The organism is Actinoplanes sp. NPDC048967, from assembly GCF_040649415.1.
Classification (GTDB): domain Bacteria; phylum Actinomycetota; class Actinomycetes; order Mycobacteriales; family Micromonosporaceae; genus Actinoplanes.
The window spans coordinates 803228-821162 of sequence record NZ_JBEZFL010000002.1 but is presented as its reverse complement, the minus strand read 5'-3'; the positions used below and the strand labels follow the sequence as shown (position 1 = coordinate 821162).

Here is a 17935-nt window from a genome sequence, read left to right as displayed (position 1 = left end):
GCAAATGCACGTGCATTTGGCCTTGCGTTCTCACATGATTGTGAGCATGATAACGCACGAGCCCCACGGAAAGTGGGTCACGGAGGGTGACATCTTTGAGTGACGGTTCGGTCGCGGAAACGCCTCTGCGACTCCGGCACTGCGCGACGCGAGGCTCCCTGGCGGGGGCGTCCGAGCGGGAGGAAACGAGCATGACGGTCCCGAACGCCGGTCCGCAGCAGCCGGAGCACGCCGACGCCGACGGTGCGGACATCCGGCGGGGCAACCCGGCGCTGGTCTACCGGGACGACCCGCTCACCGGCGGCACGGAGGCAGCGTCGATGCGGGTCACCACCGCCTCGCACCGCTTCGGCGGCGTCCGCCACCCCCAGACCCGCCCCGACCGGTTCCCCCAGGCCGAGCACCACCCGAACGACGGCGGTGATCCCGACGCGAGTCACTGAGCACGTCCACTGCGCGCGCCGACGGCGCTCCGGGACGGCCCCCGGCCGCAAGGTCTGGGCCCTGGCCGCCCCGATCATCCGCAGTGGACGCATCCAGCTGAGCGTCCCGCGCTGGCCCGTCCACGTCTTCGCGGAGAACGACTACTGCTACGGCATCGGCCCCCTCACCCTCCGGGTCGACCGCGTCGAGTGGAGCAAGCCGATCCCGTACGAGGGCGACACCTGGCTCGAAGTGGAAGGCACGGTGATCGACCAGGCCGGCCGCGAGGGATCACGCCGCCAGGTCCTGGTCCGCGCCGGCCGCCTGCCGCACCCGCCGCCACGAAGGCGGACCCGCCTGCGGGCCTGACAAATTCATACTTCCGAGCGACGCCCACGGGTGTCGCTCCGAGCGCGTCGCAAGGCGCGCCGCCCGACTCCGGCCGGGCGGTCCGGTTCCCCCGTGCCGGATCGCTCGGCCGGGCCCCTTTTGGGAACCAGACCAGGATCAAGGTCAAGAGCTGGATGTCGTGCCTGAGTGGGTGGTGCTGGACGTCGCTCCCGCCGAGACCGGTCGCTGCGCTCCCTGCCATCTGATTGCATGGCTGAGCTCGCTCGCTGCGCTCGCACATCTTGCTGTCGCTCCAAACCCGAGCTCCCGCCCGGGTGAAGCCGTGCTCGAGTCCTCCGTCCGTGCAGTGCGCGTCCGGCTTCCGCGTGGGCGCGAGCACGCCGGATTCCTCCGCTCGGGTGAAGCCGCGCCGTGGTCCCGGCCGGGCGGAACCTCGCCCGTGCTCCCGCCCCGGCGAAACCGCACCGGAATCTCCGACCGGGTGAACCGCGCTGTGCTCCTGCCCGGGCGGAACCGCGCGGTCAACCCGAGGTTGCGAGATGACGTTGCGGGGTGCGCCCGCCAGGCGAAACCGCGCCGTGCTCCCGGCTGGGGTGGATCCGCGCCGGAATTTCTGGGCGGGTAGAACCGCCCCAGTGCTCCCGTCCAGATGAGCCGCGCCGGAATCTTCGCCCAGACGAACCGCGCCGGTCTTCCTGCCGGGAGAACCGCATCGTGCTCCCGGCCGAGGGGCTGCGCTGTGCTCCGGCCCAGGAGAACTGCGCCGGATTCCCGCTCGGGCGAAACCGCGGGAATCCCCGCCCGGACGGAAGTGCACCCGGGTCCCCGCCCGGACCGAAGTGCACCCGGGTCCCTGCCTAGGCAGAAGCGCGCCGGAATCCCTGCCAGGGCGAAAGCGCACCCGGTTCGCGGCTGGGCGAACCACACCCAGGCCCAGCCAAGCCAAGCCAGGTCAAGGCTTGCGGGCCACGCCCGCCCAGTAATAAGCCGCCTGCGGATCCTCGGCAGGCTGATCCGGCCGCCAAGCGGACACCGGCACCAACCCCGGCTCCAGCATCTCCCAGTCCCCGAAGAAGCGCCGGATCTCGGACTGAGTGCGCGCCACCAGCGTCATTCCCGCGCCGGTCGCCGTGGCCACTGCCTGGTGCACCTGGGCCGGGTTGAAATCAGCCGTCGGATGGGTGAGCGCCAGCACGCTGCCCGAAGGCATCGCGTCCCGCAGCTCGGCCACCAGAGCCCACGGGTCGTCCGCGTCCGCCAGCAGCATCAGGATCGCGATCAGCGTCAGGCCGACCGGCGAGGTCAGGTCCAGCGTCGCCGCCAGCAGCTCGTCCGTCAGGATCGACCGTGGCCGGCGCAGGTCGGCTGAGATGTACTCGCTGCGGCCCTCTTCCGTGCTGATCATCAGAGCGCGGGCGTGGACCAGCACGATCGGGTCGTTGTCCACGTAGACCACCCGGGTGCGGGGGTCGATGCGCTGGGCGATCTCGTGCAGGTTGGGCCGGGTCGGGATGCCGGTGCCGATGTCCAGGAACTGCCGGATGCCTTCCCGGGCCACCAGGTCGCGGGCCGCCCGGTGGACGAACTTGCGGTTCTCGCCGGCCATCCGGCGCATGCCGGGAATGGCCGTGATCATGGCTTCGGCGACGGCCCGGTCGACGGCGAAGTTGTCCTTGCCGCCCAGCCAGTAGTCGTAGATGCGGGCCGAGTGCGGCACGTTGATGTCTACCTCCGGCGGAGCTGGCTCGGCCGGCGGGACAACTCTGCCGTGCTGCGTCACGACCGCCTCCTGTCCGGACCACCCCTGGCCGTCCCCGACGTACGGGGCCGAGCCTAGTGGGCGGATCCGGTCAGGATTCAGCCATGTCGCTCGATCGAACCACGGTTTCAGGCCGCGGAAGCGCTGTCCCGGTACGACCGGTGGCGGGCGTCGCGCGGGGCCATGGAGATCACTCGGTCGCGTCCGGCGTGCTTGGCCACGTACAGGTGCCGGTCCGCGGTGGACAGCAGGCCGGCCTGGGTCGGTGTCGGGGCGTCGCGCAGTCCGGCCACGCCGATGCTGACGGTGACGGGCAGGCCGTGGGTCAGTTCGGTCCAGTCGTAGTAGCTGACCGCCTCGCGGATGCCGTCCAGCCGGCTGGTCGCCTCGGACACGTCGGTGCCGGGCAGCACCAGCAGGAACTCCTCGCCACCCATCCGGGCCACGAAGCCGTCCGGTGAGACCGCCGCCAGTTCCGTCTCCAGCAGCTTGGCCACCAGCACCAGTACCTGGTCGCCCACGTCGTGCGACAGCTGGTCGTTGATCCGCTTGAAGTGGTCCAGGTCGACGATCGCCACGGTCAGCGCTCCGCCGGCGTCGATCAGGTCGGGCAGCTCCTCGTCGAGGTAGCGCCGGTTGCGCAGCCCGGTCAGCGGGTCGCGCCGGGCCTGCTCGCGGAACCGCTCGGCCTCCTGCCGCGCCTCGGTCGTCTCGAACATGGCCTGCCGGGTGCGGGCCTGGGCCTCCCGCTGCGACGAGTGCAGCGCGTTGTGGGCGGAGAAGAAGATCTTGTGTACGGCGAAAGCCTCCGCGAACTCACCCCGCGCCGCATGCAGCTCGGCCTGCTCCTGGTGCACCCGGACCAGCACGTCGCCGAGTCCACGCTCGACACAGAGGCTGCGGGACATGTCCAGGTTGACCTGGGCGCGGTCGGTGGCCCGCAGGAAGCGCTGGGCGCGGGCGAGGGTCAGCATGTATTCCGCGAGCGCGTCCGCGTCCTCGTAGTTGCCCTCGTGGTGGCGCCGGACCGCCTCGCGCAGGGTCCGCTCGGCCGCCAGGTAGTTGCCGTTCTCGATCTCGATGACGCCGATGGTGTCGAGCACCGCGGGGTCCAGGGTGAAGCCGTGCTGCTCGGCCACCAGCTGGAGCCGGCGCGCGACCTCCTGGGCCCGGCCGTTCTCGCCGGCGGCGTGCTCGGTGTACGCGTAGTTGTTGAGCATGCCCATGAGCAGCCGGGGCAGGCCGAGATCGACTGCCAGCTCCTCGGTCTGCTGGTAGCGCTGCCGGGCCGCGTCCATCGAGCCGGCCAGGCCGAGCGCGTCGGCCAGCTTGGCCCGGTGCCAGACCTGCATGTGCGCGGTGGCCCGTTCGTCGAGCAGCTCGACGGCGAGCACGGAGTGCTCCAGGCACTGGGCGGCGTCGCCCAGGTGCCGGTGGATGTTGGCCCAGACCAGGTGGGTGCGGGCCAGCACGATGTGGTCGGTGTGGTCGGTGGCCCACTGGTGGATCTTCCAGATCCGCCGGGCGGCCGCCGCGACCTCGCCCTTGCGCATGAGCATGTTGGCCTGGCAGAGCCGGGCCCGGAAGACGAGCCGCTCGTCCGCGAGGGCGAGAGCCTGCTCCTCGATCTCGACGGCGGTCGTGAGGGTGGCGTCGGCGTCCCAGAGGTACTGGTCCTCGATCTCCGTCAGGGCAGCCGACAGCCGCGCCGCGTCGTCCTGGCGTACGTTCATCAGGCTCACCCCTTTCCCTCACCGCGAATCATCGACACCGCGGACCCCTGGCTGAAGAAAAATGACAAACCTTTCAGGTGTACGGGACATTGCGCTCCGTCCCCAAAGGCTAGCCGTGAGTGAGTGTTGGCTCCCAGCGTCGCAGACGTGATCCACCTCGCCGCCACCGCGGGGAACCCGCCATGTACGTCGTACAGTTGCCGGATGGCCAAGCGGAGCGATGCGACCCGGGTACGACTGAGCCGTGAGGCGATCGTGGTCGGGGCGATCGCGCTGGCCGATGCCGAGGGGCTGGAGGCGGTCACGATCCGCCGGCTGGCGCAGGAGCACGGCGTCACGCCGATGGCCATGTACTGGCACTTCAGCGACAAGGACAGCCTGCTCGACGGCCTCGCCGAGCACCTGATCGAGGCCGTACGGCTGCCCGAGCCCAGCGACGCCCCGTGGCACGATCAGCTCCGCGAGATCCTGCTGGCGTTTCTGGTGGCGATCCGCCCGCACCCGGCCATTGCGGGCCTGGCGCTGCGCCGCATCCTCATCGCCGAGTCCGGGTTGCGGATCGCCGAGCGGGTGCTCGGCCTGCTCCGTGACGCCGGCTTCGGGGCCGGCCGGGCGGCGGAGGTCGGCACCTTCCTGATCTGCTCGGTCATCACGCTGGTCGGCGCGGACCCGGCGCCCGGGCCGTGGCAGCCCGGCGAGGAGCGGGAGCAGGCCCTGCGGGACAAGCGGGCCCGGCTCGAGTCGCTGTCGCCCACCCGCTACCCGAACGTCATCGCCGCCGCGCCCGCGCTGGTGGTCTGCCGCGACGAGGACGACTACTTCGCCCTCAACCTCGACCTGCTGGTCCAGGGCGTGCGCGGCCTCCAGCGCGACTGATCAGCGCGACTGATCAGCGCGTCGTTCGTCACACCGAAGCACCCGGTCCGCCGCTTGACGCGCCTATACGCCGTACATCTACGGTGTACATGTACGCCGCACAGGGCGGCGCTCGGTGGAGGTGGAACCGGTGCAACGCAATCCGTGGTCGACCCTGGCCGTCATCGCGGTCGCCCAGTTCATGGTCGTGCTCGACGTGACGATCGTGAACGTGGCGCTGCCTGACATCCAGCGGGATCTGGGCTTCTCGGCCTCCGGGCTGCAGTGGGTCGTCAGCGCGTACACCCTGCTCTTCGGGGGTTTCCTGCTCCTCGGCGGCCGTGCCGCTGACCTGCTCGGCCGCCGCCGGGTCTTCATCGTCGGGCTGGCGCTGTTCGGTCTGACCTCACTGATCGCCGGCCTCGCGCAGAATCCCGAGCAACTGGTGGTGATGCGCGCGATCCAGGGCCTGAGCGGCGCGCTGCTGTCGCCGGCCGCGTTCGCCATCCTCACCGTGACGTTCAAGCACGGCCGGGAGCGCAACATCGCGATGGGCGTCTGGGGCGGCCTGGCCGGCCTCGGCGGCACGCTCGGCGTGATCGCGGGCGGCCTGCTGGTCGACTCGCTCAGCTGGCGCTGGGTCTTCCTGGTCAACGTGCCCATCGCGATCGCGCTGGCCGCGATCGTCCCGCTCTTCGTCGGCGAATCCAAGGTCACCACCACCGGTACGCGCACCTTCGACGTCGCGGGCGCCCTGCTCAGCACGGCCGGCCTGCTGGCCATCGTGCTCGGCGTCATCCGGGCCGAGCCGCTGGGCTGGTCGTCCTTCGAGGTGATCGGGCTGCTGGCCGGTGGCCTGGCCCTGCTGGCCGCCTTCGTCCGGGTGGAGGGCCGGTCGGCGGCGCCGCTGGTGCCGCTCAGCCTGTTCCGCTCGCGGGGCCTGACCACGTCGATCGTGGCGCTGGCCCTCAACGGCGCCGCGTTCCTGGCGATGTTCTTCCTCACCGCGATCTTCCTGCAGCAGGTCCGCGGCCTGACCGCGCTGGAGACCGGCCTGCAGTTCCTGCCGATGGGCATCGCGGCGATCGCCAGCGCGGTGATCGCGTCGCAGCTGGTGACCCGTTTCGGCACCAAGCCGGTCCAGTTCGGCGGCGCGGCGCTCAGCGTGGTCGGCCTGCTGCTGCTGTCCGGCGCCGACGCCACCGGCTCGTACGCCCTGACGATCCTGCCCGGCCTGGTGCTGTTCGGGATGGGCATCATCGCGGTCGGCACCCCGGCCTCGATCGCGGCCGTCGCGGATGTCTCGCACGACCACGCCGGTGCGGCCTCCGGGGTGGTGAACGCGGGCTACCAGGTCGGCGGGGCGCTGGGACTGGCGGCGATCACGACGCTGGCGACGTCCCACGTCGAGTCGCTGGTGACCGGCGGGGCGGGGCAGCAGGATGCGCTGGTCGGCGGCTTCGAACGGGGCCTGATGATCGCGGCGCTCTTCGCGGCGGCGAACATCGTGATGGCTCTGGGAGCCCCGCGGCTGCGCCCGACCGCGGATCAGATGGCCGAGGCCGCGGCTGCGGCCTGACCTGGACCGGCCGGCCGGCGACGGCACCCGGGAGGTTCCGGGGCCGCTGACCCGAGCGATATCCGGCAGGGTTCGGGCGGCTGGCCCGAGGCGGTGTCCCGGAGGATCCGGGCCGCTGATCCGAAGCGGCACCCGGAAGGAGCCCGGGCCGCCGATACGACAGCGGCGCCCGGGATCCCCGGGCGCCGCTGTTTGTTGCTTTGCTTACCGGCTGATTGATCCGGCCGGGATCGTCGACTCGTCCTCGGCGCTCTTCGCCTCCGGGGCGGCCTTGGCCAGGTCGATCGTCGAGCGCAGCGTGATCTGCTTGAACAGCAGGGCCGCGATGACGCCGACCACCGCGATGGCCGCCGAGATCAGGAAGATGTGGCCGGTCGCGTCGCCGTACGCGGCCCGGACGATGTGCTGCATCGCCGCCGGGAGCTCGGCCAGGTTGAGGCTGCTGGTGTCGCCGCCCGAGCTCGACGCCGGGACGCCGGCCGCCGCGAGCTGCGTGGTGATCGAGTCGGTGACCCGGTGGGCCAGGACCGCGCCGAGCACCGAGACGCCGATGGTGCCACCGAGCGAGCGGAAGAACGCCACCGTCGAGCTGGCCGCGCCGATGTCCTTGAGCTGCACCGAGTTCTGCACCGCGAGCACCAGGTTCTGCATCGACATGCCGACACCGATGCCGACCAGGGCCATGCCCACTCCCACGTACCAGAGGGGGGTCTGGTGGTCGATCACCGAGAGGGCCGCGAAGCCGGCCACCAGCACCAGCGTGCCCGCCACGATGTAAGGCTTGATCTTGCCGGAGTTGCTGATCATCCGGCCGGAGATGGTCGAGGAGACCAGCACGCCGGCCATCAGCGGGATGGTGAGCAGGCCGGCCTCGGTCGGGCTGTAGCCCCGGCCGATCTGGAAGTACTGGCCCAGGAAGACCGAGCCGCCGAACATCGCCATGCCGACCGCCAGGCTGGCCAGGATCGACAGGGCCGTGGTGCGCTGCTTGACGATCTCCAGCGGCACCACCGGCTCGGCCGCCCGGGACTCGACCCAGACCGCGAGCGCCAGCAGCACCAGGCCCGCGCCGACCATGGCGCCGGTCTGCCACGAGATCCAGTCGAACGAGCTGTCCACGAACGACACCCAGATCAGCAGGACGCTGACGCCGGCCGCGATGAGCGAGGCGCCCGCGTAGTCGATCTTCACGTTGTCCCGGCGGATCGTCGCCAGGTGCAGGGTGCGCTGGAGCACGACCAGGGCGATCACGGCGATCGGGGCACCGATGAAGAAGCACCAGCGCCAGCCCAGCCACGAGGTGTCGACGATCACGCCGCCGAGCAGCGGGCCGCCGACGGTCGCCAGGGCGAGCACGCCGCCGAGGTAGCCGTTGTACCGGCCGCGCTCACGGGGCGGGATCATCGCGGCGATCGCGACCTGGACCAGCGCCTGCACGCCGCCCATGCCGATGCCCTGGAACGCGCGGGCGGCGATGAGCTGGCCGGCCGTCTGCGAGAAGCCGGCCACCACCGAGCCGGCGATGAACAGCACGATGGCCAGCTGGACCAGCAGCTTCTTGCTGTAGAGGTCGGCGAGCTTGCCCCAGATCGGGGTGGTGGCGGTCGCGGTCAGCAGGCTGGCCGTGACGACCCAGGTGTACTGCGTCTGGCTGCCGTTGAGCGATCCGATGATCTTCGGCAGCGCGGTGGAGACGATGGTGGCGCTGGACATCGCGACGAACAGCACCAGCAGCAGGCCGCTGAGGGCCTCCATGATCTGGCGGTGGCTCATCGCGCCGGGTTCGGCGCGGGTGACGGTGGGTGCGCTCATCGCGCGACCTCCAGGTTTCGATCGGTACGGGTCAGCAGGTCTGTGGCGAAGCGCTGGAGCAGCCCCGAGAGCAGCGCGATGTCCTCGGGGCTCCAGTCGCGGAGGGCGTCGGCGAGGCGCTCGTCCGCCAGGCGGTTGAATTCGTCGAGGGTGTGCAGCCCGCTCGGCGTGACGGTGAGCACGCTGGCGCGGCCGTCCCTCGGGTCGGCGGTGCGGGCGACCAGGCCGGAACGGACCAGGGCGGCGACGGCGCGGCTGACCGTCGAGGGGTCGAGCGCGCAGCGGGCGGCCAGGTCCTTCAGGTGGCACCCGCCGACCGGCTCGCCGCCGATGGCGTGGATCGTCGCCAGCACGCCGATGGTGCCGGTGGGCACCACGGTCTCGTGCCGGGCGGGCAGGTCGCTCTTGAACAAGCGGACGGCCTTGAGCAGGTCGCGAACGTTGGTGAGCAGCTCATGACGAGCCGCGGGGCCGGCGTCGTGGGCCATGTGCCATCTCCTCCAGTTGATTGCCACATACAACTATCGGCCGATGTTGCCCACTGCGCAAGTTTGCTCATTGGGAAGTGAGTCACATCCTGGCTAGGCTCGATCCATGAGCACGACGACCGCCGAGGTGGGCCTCCGCGAGCGCAAGAAGGTGGCGACCCGGCAGGCCCTGCACGAGGCCGCGGTGCGCCTGGCGATCGCCCACGGCGCGGACAAGATCACGGTCGAGGCCATCGCCGACGAGGCCGGGGTCTCCCGCCGCACGTTCTCCAACTACTTCGCCAGCAAGGAAGAGGCGCTGCTGCACGGCGACCACCAGCGGATCGCGGTGCTGATCGGCATGATCGCGGCCCGGCCGGCCGGCGAGGGGCCGTGGCAGGCGCTGACCGAGGCGGCCCGGGAGTTCTACCGGCAGGTCGGTGAGCTCGACCCGGCCTGGGTGGCGCAGACCCGGATGCTGCGCAGCCAGCCCGCGCTGCTCACACAGCAGCTCAACACCTTCGCGGCGGTGGAGCGCGAGCTGGCCGCCGCGGTCGCGGCCCGCTCGGACCAGCCCGACCCTTCGGGGGTACGCGCCCGGCTGACGGCCGCGACCTTCATGACCTCGCTGCGGGTGGCCGTGCACATCTGGCTCGACGCCCCGGCGGACACGTCCCTGCCGGACCTGGTCGATCGTGCGCTGGCGGAGGCCGGTCGCGGCTTCGCCTGATCGGCGCGATGCTGCCGTCGAGCTGCTCCCGCCCCACGCCGGACACGGGGGCGCGGCGCCGAGAGTGGGGGCTCTCGACGCCGCGCGATGGGTGGAGGGTTCGGGGAAACCCTTCCGCGGGGACGGGCGGTCAGCCCTGGAAGGTGGCGAAGATCTTGCTGAACTCGAACGGGGCCTGGGCCACGTTCGTGCACTGGAACAGCGCGCCCGTGCAGGCGTTCCGGTCGCGGTTGGTCTCCCAGAAGGACACGAAGCCCACGTGGTTGGCGTTCGCGAAGGCCACCAGGTCGCGGGCGTCGCTCTGGCTGAAGGTGCCGTTGTCGTCGTTCTTGCCGAGCATCGGGGTCACGCCGACTTTCTGGAACGCCGCTGCGTCGCTGCCGCCGTAGATGGCCTTGAGCTGGTCCTTGGTCGACTTCACGGCCTGGATGGCCAGGTCGCCGTAGTCCTGCGCGGACCGGCCGTAGTCCATCGCCATGATGTTGACCAGGTCGAGGTCGACGCCGGCGTTCTTGGCCGACCGCACCACATTGAGCCCGTCGGCGGTCAGACCCTCCGGCAGCACCGGCAGCGTCAGCGAGATCTTCAGGCCCGGGTTGGCCCGTTGCAGGGCGGCCAGCGCGGTCGAGCGGCGGGCGATCGTGGTGGGGTCCGCGACCGCCGCGCCCTCGATGTCGAGGTCGATGTACTTCAGGTCGTACGCCGAGACGACCGCCTGGTACTCGGCCTGCAACGCCTTCACGTCGGTGCACGCCTGGGCGAGCTCGACGCCGGTCGCGCCGCCGAAGGACACCTTGACGTCACCGCCGGCCGCGCGCAGCGCCTTGATCTGGTCACCGAACTGCCCGGCCCGCGGGTCGAAGGCGTTGAACCAGCTGGCCTTGCACCCGGCGCTGGTGACGAAGGCCAGGGTGTACGACTTCACGTTCCCGCTCGCGGCCAGCTGCGCCAGCGTGGTGCTGCCGTTGGACAACAGTCCCATGTCGACGTAGGGGGCGACCAGGACGTTGCCGGCGGCCGGAGCCGTGGTGGTCGGCGGCGTCTTGGTAGGAGCCGCCGTGGTCGGTGGCGTCTTGGTGGGAGCCGCCGTGGGTGGAGCGGTGGTGGGAGCGGTGGTGGGGGCGGTGGTCGTCGCCGGGCCGCCACCGGTGCAGGCGGCGCCGTTGATCGTGCAGCTGGTCGGTGCGCCGCTGCCGGCCACGATGAAGCCGAACTCGGCGGTGGACCCGGCCGGGATCGAGGCGTTGTAACCCCGGTCCTTGGCGGTTGACGTCGTACCCGAAGTGGTGACCGCCGCGTCCCACGAGCTGCCGAGCTTGGCGCTCGCCGGCAGTGCGAAGGTCAGCTGCCAGCCGGTGACGGCCGAGCTGCCGTTGTTCTTGATCGTGTAGCGCGCCTGGTAGCCGGAGCCCCAGTCGGAGTCCTTGCTGAACGTAGCCGTCAGTCCGCCGGTGCCCGCGGTCGGAGTTGTCGCCGCGACCGCTGCGAGAGCACCCCCGCCTACAGCGAGTAACGCCGCAGTCAGATAGATGGAGAGGCGAAGACGGTTGCGTGCCATGGATGACTCCGTTCGCGGGGGACGCCGACGGCGTTGATCCTGACTCTGGGTGCATTAAAGAAAGAGGGGAAATTCCTTAAATCTGTCTCAAGCACGGGGCTGCGGCGTGGAGTGCGATGCACGGAGGGTAGGAATGCCGCAGTACGGTCGAACAGATCACCGACGCCGCTCAGGAGGCAGGGCATGCGCAAGACGATGGTGGACGTGCCGACCGAGGACGGGACCGCGGACGCGTACCTGGTGGTGCCGGACGGCGACGGGCCGTTCCCGGGCGTGCTCTTCTTCATGGACGCCTTCGGGCTGCGGCCGCGGCTCTACGAGATGGCCGAGCGGATCGCGGAACGGGGCTACGCCGTCCTGGCGCCCAATCTCTTCTATCGCAGCGCCCGGTCGCCGGTCGCCGACACCTCCAACCTGGCCGACCCGGAGGAGCGCGGAAAGGTCTTCGGCCGGCTCATGCCGATGATGCAGCAGCTGGACACCGCCGCGATCACCCGGGACTCCCGGGCCTACCTCGACTTTCTGGCCGCCCAGGACGGGGTCTCGGCCGGTCCGGACGCCATCGTCGGCTACTGCATGGGCGGTCTGAACGCGCTCAAGGCGATCACGGCGTACCCGGAGCGGATCGTCGCGCTGGCCAGCTTCCATGGCGCCCGGCTGGCCACCGAGGAGCCGGACAGCCCGCATCTGCAGGTGGGCCGGATCAAGGGCGAGGTGTACTTCGCGCACGCGGACCACGACCACACGATGCCGCAGGAGCAGATCGACCGGCTCGAGGCGGCCCTGGACGCGGCGGACGTGCGGTTCCGGTCGGAGATCTATCCCGGTGCCGAGCACGGCTTCACCATGGCCGACACCGCCGCCTACTCCGCCGAGGCCGAGAAGCGGCACTGGGAGAAGCTCTTCGAGCTGCTCGACAGCACGCTACCCACCCCGGCCCGCTGACGATCAGTCGTCGTCCAGCAGGCCCGGGAAGTAGCGGCGCAACGCCACCACGTCGTACACCTGGCGGATCCCGCTGATGGCACCGTCGGCGACCGTGACGAACTCGGCGATGCGGACGGTCCCGAAGGGGGCGACGCAGTCGTAGACGAGCGCGGCGCGGTCGTCGACGCAGGTGGTCGACACGACGGTGACCGAGTCGGCGAAGGCCGCGATCCGGTCCAGCGTCTGCACCAGCTCCTCGTCGTCGACCGGCCCGTCCAGGTTCCACTCGATCTCGGCGTCGCCGGCGATCACCCGGCGTACCGCCCGGGGGTCACAGTTGATCCAGGACTGCGCGTAGAAGGCGACGACCTCCGCCGTACCCGACATCGAAACTCCCTCGTCAGCACAGCGGCCGCCGCCCGGCAGGGCAGCGGCCACTGGTCATCTTATGGTCAGCCGTTCAGCATCGAGGCACCGCTGACGAAGGTGTAACCCTGCGCCTTGATGCCCGTGACCAGGTCCTTCAGGTGATCCGTGCCCAGGTACGGGTGGTAGAAGAAGCTGGCCACCCCGTCGCGGACGACCAGGTTGCGGCCGGCCGAGGCGAGCAGGTCGGCGGGCAGCCGGGCCGGGTGGTTGTTGAACGCCTCGGGCTCGACGTTGCCGATGTTCTCCGGGATGACCACCGAGCCGTAGACGTCACGGACGGTGTACGGGAAGAACTGCCCGAACTGTCGCTTGTAGTCGAACTTCGCCCCGCTGAGCACGCCCGGGAAGTACAGGCCGCGGTCGTAGCGCTTGCCCATGACCGAGTTGACCGTCTGGTAGTCCACGGCGCTGCCGGCATAGTGCGGGAACTCGAAGACACTGGGCACACCCAGGCCGGCCAGGGCGAAGGTCAGGCCCGAGGCGGCGATCCGGCTGGCCGCCCATGCGGCCGAGTCACCGGGTACGGGCCCGTCGTAGATGACGCTGTTGTTCGCGTCCACGTGCGCCGAGTAGAACTCGAAGTCGTTCGCGCTCTCGCCGTCGTACGGGTTGGCCACGCCGCCGAACTGGTGGGTGTAGCCGTGCATGAGCAGGGTGCCGCCGCGCTGCTGCATGTACTTCAGCGCCGCCACCACCTTGGGCTTCTGCACCAGGGTGTAGTCCTGGGCCCGGCCGCCGTTCTGCACGCCCAGCGGGTCGCGGTAGCGCGGGTAGACAGCGACGCTGAACGGCACCTTCTGCGCGTACAGGTAGTCGGCGATCGCGCGCAGCTCGGCCGGGTCGGAGTCCGGGCCGACGTCCTCGATGCGGGCCAGCGCGCGGTGCCGGTCCCGGGAGACGCCGGTGTCGCCGAGGGAGTCGAAGAGCAGGTCGGCGAAGGCCAGGTAGCGGTCGTCGTGGGTCACGTACGCGAACGGGATCTCGCCCACGTAGGTGAGGTTGCCCGACTGCACGGCCCACGGGAACGTGGTGCCGTCCGGGCGTACCGCCGTGGCCAGGGTCTTGACCTTGGTGGCGTCGGTGATGCCCAGATTCATGATCCCGGACTTGTCGGTGGTGTCCCGGGTCAGCTTGCGGCCCTTGTACTCCACTTCGGCCACCGCGGCGAAGTCGAACGCGCCACTGGTGAAGCCGCGGGTGGCGGCGAAGGTGGCGTCCCGGGCGGCCAGCTGCCAGATGTTGTCGAAGACCCAGGTCACCGGCTTGGTGGTGGCGGTGACGTCGTCCAGGAAAGCGGTCGGCAGCGGCTCGTCGTAGGTCGACCCGAGGTAGATCACCGCGGTGTACGCGGACAGGTCGCCGGCCCGGTAGCCGGCCACCGGCGCGGCCGTCCAGGAGCCGAAGTGCGAGCTCAGGTTGGCCGTCTGGGTCGCGTAGACCTCGCCCATCCAGCCGTAGTCGCCGGTGGTGTCGTAGAGGACGAGCGTCTTGGCGGTGCCACCGCCGGGGGCGGCCTTGCCGGACTTCGCGGCGATCGACGTGGTGGCGGCGGTCCGCACGGCGGCGTCGGCGTTGACCACACCGACCCCGAGGGCCGCGGTCGCCGTGACGGCGATACCGGCACCGAGCAGGGCACGGCGGGAGAGCTTGGACATACGCATCAGAAGGACGCTCCGAACGTGGCGGTGGTGGCGGTGGCGACACCGGTGGGCATGGGGGACGGTGCCGGAGCGAGGCCGAGCAGGGCCGCGGTGGCCTGGGCGGTACGGGCGGCGGCGAGCCCGTCGCCGTACGGGTTGCCGCCGGCGGTCATCGCGTCGCGGCGGACCTTGCTGTCGAGCAAGGCGGACGCCTCGTCGACGATGAGGTCGGTGTCGGAGCCGACCAGCTTGGCGCAGCCGGCGTGCAGGGACTCGACCCGCTCGGTGACGTCGCGCAGCACCAGCGCCGGTACGCCGAACGACGGTGCCTCCTCCTGGATGCCGCCGGAGTCGGTGAGCACCAGGTAGGCCTCGGAGAGCAGCCGGGACAGGTCGGGGTACGGCAGCGGGTCGGTGACCGTGACCCGTTCGATGTTGCCGAGCCCGGCCTCCACCTGGGCGCGGACGGCCGGGTTGGGGTGGCTGGGCAGGATCACGTCGATGTCGGCGTACCGCTCGACCAGCCGGCGTACCGCGGCCAGGATGCGGTCCAGCGGCGCGCCCCACGACTCGCGCCGGTGGGCGGTCACGACGACCAGCCGGCGTCCGGTGGCACCGGCGCGGGCCGCGGCGACCTGCGGGTTCTCGAACGGCAGCCGGCGCCCGGCGACCGCCAGGGTCGCGTCCACCACGGTGTTGCCGGTGATCAGCACGTCCGCGGTGGCGATGTTCTCGTCGAGCAGGTTCATGGCGGCCAGCGGCGTCGGGGCCAGGTGCAGCGCGGCGACCTGGGCGACCAGGCGGCGGTTGGCCTCCTCGGGGAACGGCGAGTCGAGGTCGCCGGAGCGCAGCCCGGCCTCCAGGTGCACGACCGGGATGCGGCGCCAGAACGCGGCCAGCGCGCCGGCCAGGCTGGTGGTCGTGTCGCCCTGCACCAGCACGGCGGCGGGGGTCCGCCGGGCCCAGAGCGTGTCGAGCTGCCGGATCATCTCGGTGAGCAGTTCGGCCTGGCTGCCGGTGCCGCGCTCGACCTGCAGCGTGACGTCCGGGGTGAGGTCGAAGGCGGCGAGCGCCTGGCTGACCATCGCCGGGTGCTGACCGCTGGCGACCAGGACGGGGGTGACCAGGCCGGCGGCCCGCATGGCCAGCGCGACGGGGGCGAGCTTGACGGCCTCGGGGCGGGTGCCGCCGATCAGGTGGATCTCGGGGAGCGACATGTGGGGGAGCCTTCTTCCGGGAGGGGGAGACCTTCAGGCGGCGAGTGCGACTTGCAGGTGGTGCGGCAGCGGCTCCTCGGCGAGCCGTTCGGTCTTGGCCCAGGCCTGCCGGCCGGTGGCCTGCCGGCCGATCGCGCGGTAGGTGGCGACGAGACCGAGAAGCAGGAAGATCGGGTACGCGGCCGCGGCGATCAGCAGCCGGCGCAGGGTCTCGTCGCGCAGCCGGTAGCGGTGCACCAGCGCCCAGACGAAGCCGGGGAAGAACGTGACGGCGAACCACATCGCGCCGCTCTCGCCGAGCGCCCCCCAGCTGTGCAGGTAGGGCACCGGGTGGCCGATCAGCAGGCCCACCGTGGCGATCGTGACCGCGCCGAGCAGCACGACGGTGACCACCGCGTTGATCCACGGGGAGATCAGGTAGTGCATGACCTCGAGCAGCGAGGTGGTGCTGATCCGCTTCGAGCTCATCAGCCGGCGCAGGTACCGGACGCACTGGATGTTGCCCTGGGCCCAGCGGGTGCGCTGGCGGGTGAGCCGGCGCAGGTCGACGACGGCCTGCTGGGTGACCGAGGCCCGGGGGGTGTAGCGGATGCCGACCCCGTCGAGGTGCATCCGCAGGCCCAGTTCGAGGTCCTCGACCAGGCACGCGGACCAGGGCGCGTCGCCCAGGGCGAGCAGCGCGGACAGCCGGGTGAACTGTCCGTTGCCGCCGAGGCCGACGGTGTCGATGGTGTCCCGCAGGCTCTGACAGGCGTTGACGATCGCGCCGAACTCCAGGTCCTGCACCGCGCCGAGCAGCTTGTTGCGGTTGCGGATGCGGACCTGCACCTGCACGGCGCCGATCGTCGTGTCCCGCATCATGCGCGACACCTCGAGCAGGATGTTGCGGCTGCCCTGACCGTCGCCGTCGATGATGCCGATGACGACCTTCTCGGGGTCGACGCCTTCCTCGGCGGTGCGTTCGGCGATGTAGCGGTACGCGGCGTTGAGAGCCTCGCCCTTGCCCTTGCGGGCCTCCGGCAGCTCCCGCCGCAGCACCCGCAGCCGCGGGTGGTCGATGGCGGCGAGGACCTCGGGGGTGCGGTCGTCGGAGCCGTCGTCCACCACGAGCACCCGGGCCAGCGTGCCGCCGGGTCCGCTGAGGCCGAGGGCGGCGTTGACGGTGTTGCCGACGACGACCTCTTCGTTCAGCGCCGGCACGATGATCCAGAAGTGCTGCGGGGTGCCGTCGCCGTGGGCCAGCGAGCGGCTGACGACGGCAGTGCGGTGCGACGCGGCGTAGCGCACCGCGAAGCTCACCAGGGCGAGCGTGGAGACCGGCCAGGCCAGCATGATCGCGTATCCGACGATCACCAGGTACCAGCTGTCAGCTGCCGTCATCACTCGCCTCCCTTCGTCGCTGTCCGTGTTGCCGGCCGTTGTTTCAGGGCCGCGCTCTTGGACGTATTAGGACATTAAGACGCTACCCAGCGTGACACAAGGGCGGCGACCGGACCGCCGGGCCTAACTGACCTTTTGGCCTATGACAGACATCTCAGGCTGATCGAATCACCGTGAAGGCCCCGAAAAGCCGCGTCACCCCGCGTGAGGACACCAACTGACAAACCCGGACGGGAGGGGTGCCGGAGCGAAGATTCGGTTACTGAGAGTGGTGCGGAGCGTCTCGCCGACGTGTGTCGCCCAGGGAGGCCATCGGATCACTGTCCGTGAGGAACCGTCGGTCTTCCGACTGAAGAGACAGCGCGAACTGGTCGGTTCGGGGACAACACACGTTGACGGCTCCTGCGATCATCGACATCACCGCAGGAACACGGGCCGCCCACCTTTCCGGGCGGCCGATCGCGGTCGGCACACGGGGAAACGGGGCGTAGGCATGGGCGGGTTCTTCGAGGCTGCACTCAGCTTCCCCGCCGTCATCCTGACCCCGCTCCTGGTCGTCGTCATCGGCTACTGGCTCGTCGTCATCGTCGGCGGCGCGGACCCCGACGGCGACGGCGGCGACACCGGCGGTGGTTTCCTCGGCTTCCTCGGCTTCGGCGGAGTGCCCGCCTCGGTGGTGCTCTCGCTGCTCGTCGCGGTCGCCTGGTTCGCCGCGCTGGCCGGCGGCGAGCTGCTCGGCGCGATCCCGGCCGGACTGGTCCTGGCCGGCGCCCTGGTGGTCGCGTGGGTGGTGGCCCGGCTGGCCGTGCTGCTGCTGCGGCGATTCCTGCCGTCGGGCACCGAGCCGTCGCGGGCCGACTTCGTCGGGATGACCTGCGTCGTACGCACCGGGCGGGTCACCGCCACCTTCGGCCAGGCGGAGGTGCATTCACCCGACGGTTCGTCGGCGGTGGTGCAGGTCCGCCAGGCCGGCAACGACGATCTCCGGGCCGGCACGGTCGCCGTGCTCTACGACTTCGACGCGGACGGCGAGTTCTTCTGGATCGTCCCCGCAGACGTAGCTCTCTAGTCAGCC

16 protein-coding genes are annotated in these 17935 nt (G+C 70.8%); 7 read left to right on the top strand and 9 right to left on the bottom strand.

The window, feature by feature from the left end; translation table 11 throughout:
- The first annotated feature begins 191 nt into the window (after positions 1-191).
- Together AB0C12_RS10550 and AB0C12_RS10545 are read left to right on the top strand one after the other, a co-directional pair.
- Positions 192-443, top strand: a complete 252-nt coding sequence (locus AB0C12_RS10550; protein WP_360546320.1) for a hypothetical protein — start codon at positions 192-194, stop codon at positions 441-443.
- Entirely contained in the window at positions 421-792 is a 372-nt protein-coding gene (locus AB0C12_RS10545; RefSeq protein WP_360546318.1) for a hypothetical protein, read from the top strand. Before AB0C12_RS10550 ends, AB0C12_RS10545 begins: the two co-directional genes overlap by 23 nt.
- A gap of 934 nt (positions 793-1726) precedes the next feature.
- On the opposite strand, the gene AB0C12_RS10540 is transcribed toward AB0C12_RS10545, so the two are convergent.
- Entirely contained in the window at positions 1727-2554 is an 828-nt protein-coding gene (locus AB0C12_RS10540) for an SAM-dependent methyltransferase (RefSeq protein ID WP_360546316.1), read from the bottom strand.
- 107 nt (positions 2555-2661) lie between these two features.
- On the bottom strand, positions 2662-4266 hold the full coding sequence (locus tag AB0C12_RS10535; protein WP_360546314.1) for a GGDEF domain-containing protein: 1605 nt from the start codon (positions 4264-4266) through the stop codon (positions 2662-2664).
- Between the two features lie 204 nt (positions 4267-4470).
- Between AB0C12_RS10535 and AB0C12_RS10530 the strand changes: the two genes are divergently transcribed.
- Positions 4471-5142 carry a TetR/AcrR family transcriptional regulator C-terminal domain-containing protein gene (locus tag AB0C12_RS10530; protein WP_360546312.1) on the top strand — a complete coding sequence of 224 codons (672 nt, stop codon included), beginning with the start codon at positions 4471-4473 and terminating at the stop codon, positions 5140-5142.
- A gap of 130 nt (positions 5143-5272) precedes the next feature.
- Positions 5273-6700, top strand: coding sequence for an MFS transporter (locus AB0C12_RS10525; RefSeq protein ID WP_360546310.1), 1428 nt, complete (start codon positions 5273-5275; stop codon positions 6698-6700).
- A gap of 204 nt (positions 6701-6904) precedes the next feature.
- Here the strand turns inward: AB0C12_RS10525 and AB0C12_RS10520 are convergent, their stop codons facing one another.
- Positions 6905-8512 carry an MDR family MFS transporter gene (locus AB0C12_RS10520; protein WP_360546308.1) on the bottom strand — a complete coding sequence of 536 codons (1608 nt, stop codon included), beginning with the start codon at positions 8510-8512 and terminating at the stop codon, positions 6905-6907.
- Positions 8509-9000 (bottom strand): MarR family transcriptional regulator, encoded by a 492-nt coding sequence (locus AB0C12_RS10515; RefSeq protein ID WP_360546306.1) that lies wholly within the window; start codon positions 8998-9000, stop codon positions 8509-8511. The genes AB0C12_RS10520 and AB0C12_RS10515 overlap by 4 nt, the downstream gene beginning before the upstream one ends.
- Positions 9001-9106: 106 nt before the next feature.
- Between AB0C12_RS10515 and AB0C12_RS10510 the strand changes: the two genes are divergently transcribed.
- Entirely contained in the window at positions 9107-9709 is a 603-nt protein-coding gene (locus AB0C12_RS10510; RefSeq protein WP_360546304.1) for a TetR family transcriptional regulator, read from the top strand.
- 130 nt (positions 9710-9839) lie between these two features.
- Here the strand turns inward: AB0C12_RS10510 and AB0C12_RS10505 are convergent, their stop codons facing one another.
- Positions 9840-11267: a cellulose binding domain-containing protein gene (locus tag AB0C12_RS10505; protein ID WP_360546302.1), complete on the bottom strand. Its 1428-nt coding sequence runs from the start codon at positions 11265-11267 to the stop codon at positions 9840-9842.
- Between the two features lie 183 nt (positions 11268-11450).
- On the opposite strand from AB0C12_RS10505, the gene AB0C12_RS10500 reads away from it, so the two are divergent.
- Positions 11451-12212, top strand: a complete 762-nt coding sequence (locus tag AB0C12_RS10500) for a dienelactone hydrolase family protein (protein ID WP_360546300.1) — start codon at positions 11451-11453, stop codon at positions 12210-12212.
- A gap of 3 nt (positions 12213-12215) precedes the next feature.
- On the opposite strand, the gene AB0C12_RS10495 is transcribed toward AB0C12_RS10500, so the two are convergent.
- The 4 genes from AB0C12_RS10495 to AB0C12_RS10480 form a co-directional block, all read right to left on the bottom strand.
- Positions 12216-12581: a hypothetical protein gene (locus tag AB0C12_RS10495; RefSeq protein WP_360546298.1), complete on the bottom strand. Its 366-nt coding sequence runs from the start codon at positions 12579-12581 to the stop codon at positions 12216-12218.
- Positions 12582-12646: 65 nt separating this feature from the next.
- Positions 12647-14284, bottom strand: a complete 1638-nt coding sequence (locus tag AB0C12_RS10490) for a polysaccharide deacetylase family protein (RefSeq protein ID WP_360546296.1) — start codon at positions 14282-14284, stop codon at positions 12647-12649.
- On the bottom strand, positions 14284-15480 hold the full coding sequence (gene wecB / locus AB0C12_RS10485) for a UDP-N-acetylglucosamine 2-epimerase (non-hydrolyzing) (protein WP_360546294.1): 1197 nt from the start codon (positions 15478-15480) through the stop codon (positions 14284-14286). The genes AB0C12_RS10490 and wecB overlap by 1 nt, the downstream gene beginning before the upstream one ends.
- A 33-nt stretch (positions 15481-15513) precedes the next feature.
- Positions 15514-16860: a glycosyltransferase gene (locus AB0C12_RS10480; protein ID WP_360546292.1), complete on the bottom strand. Its 1347-nt coding sequence runs from the start codon at positions 16858-16860 to the stop codon at positions 15514-15516.
- 493 nt (positions 16861-17353) lie between these two features.
- Between AB0C12_RS10480 and AB0C12_RS10475 the strand changes: the two genes are divergently transcribed.
- Positions 17354-17929, top strand: a complete 576-nt coding sequence (locus AB0C12_RS10475; protein WP_360546290.1) for a hypothetical protein — start codon at positions 17354-17356, stop codon at positions 17927-17929.
- The last annotated feature ends 6 nt before the right edge of the window (positions 17930-17935 follow it).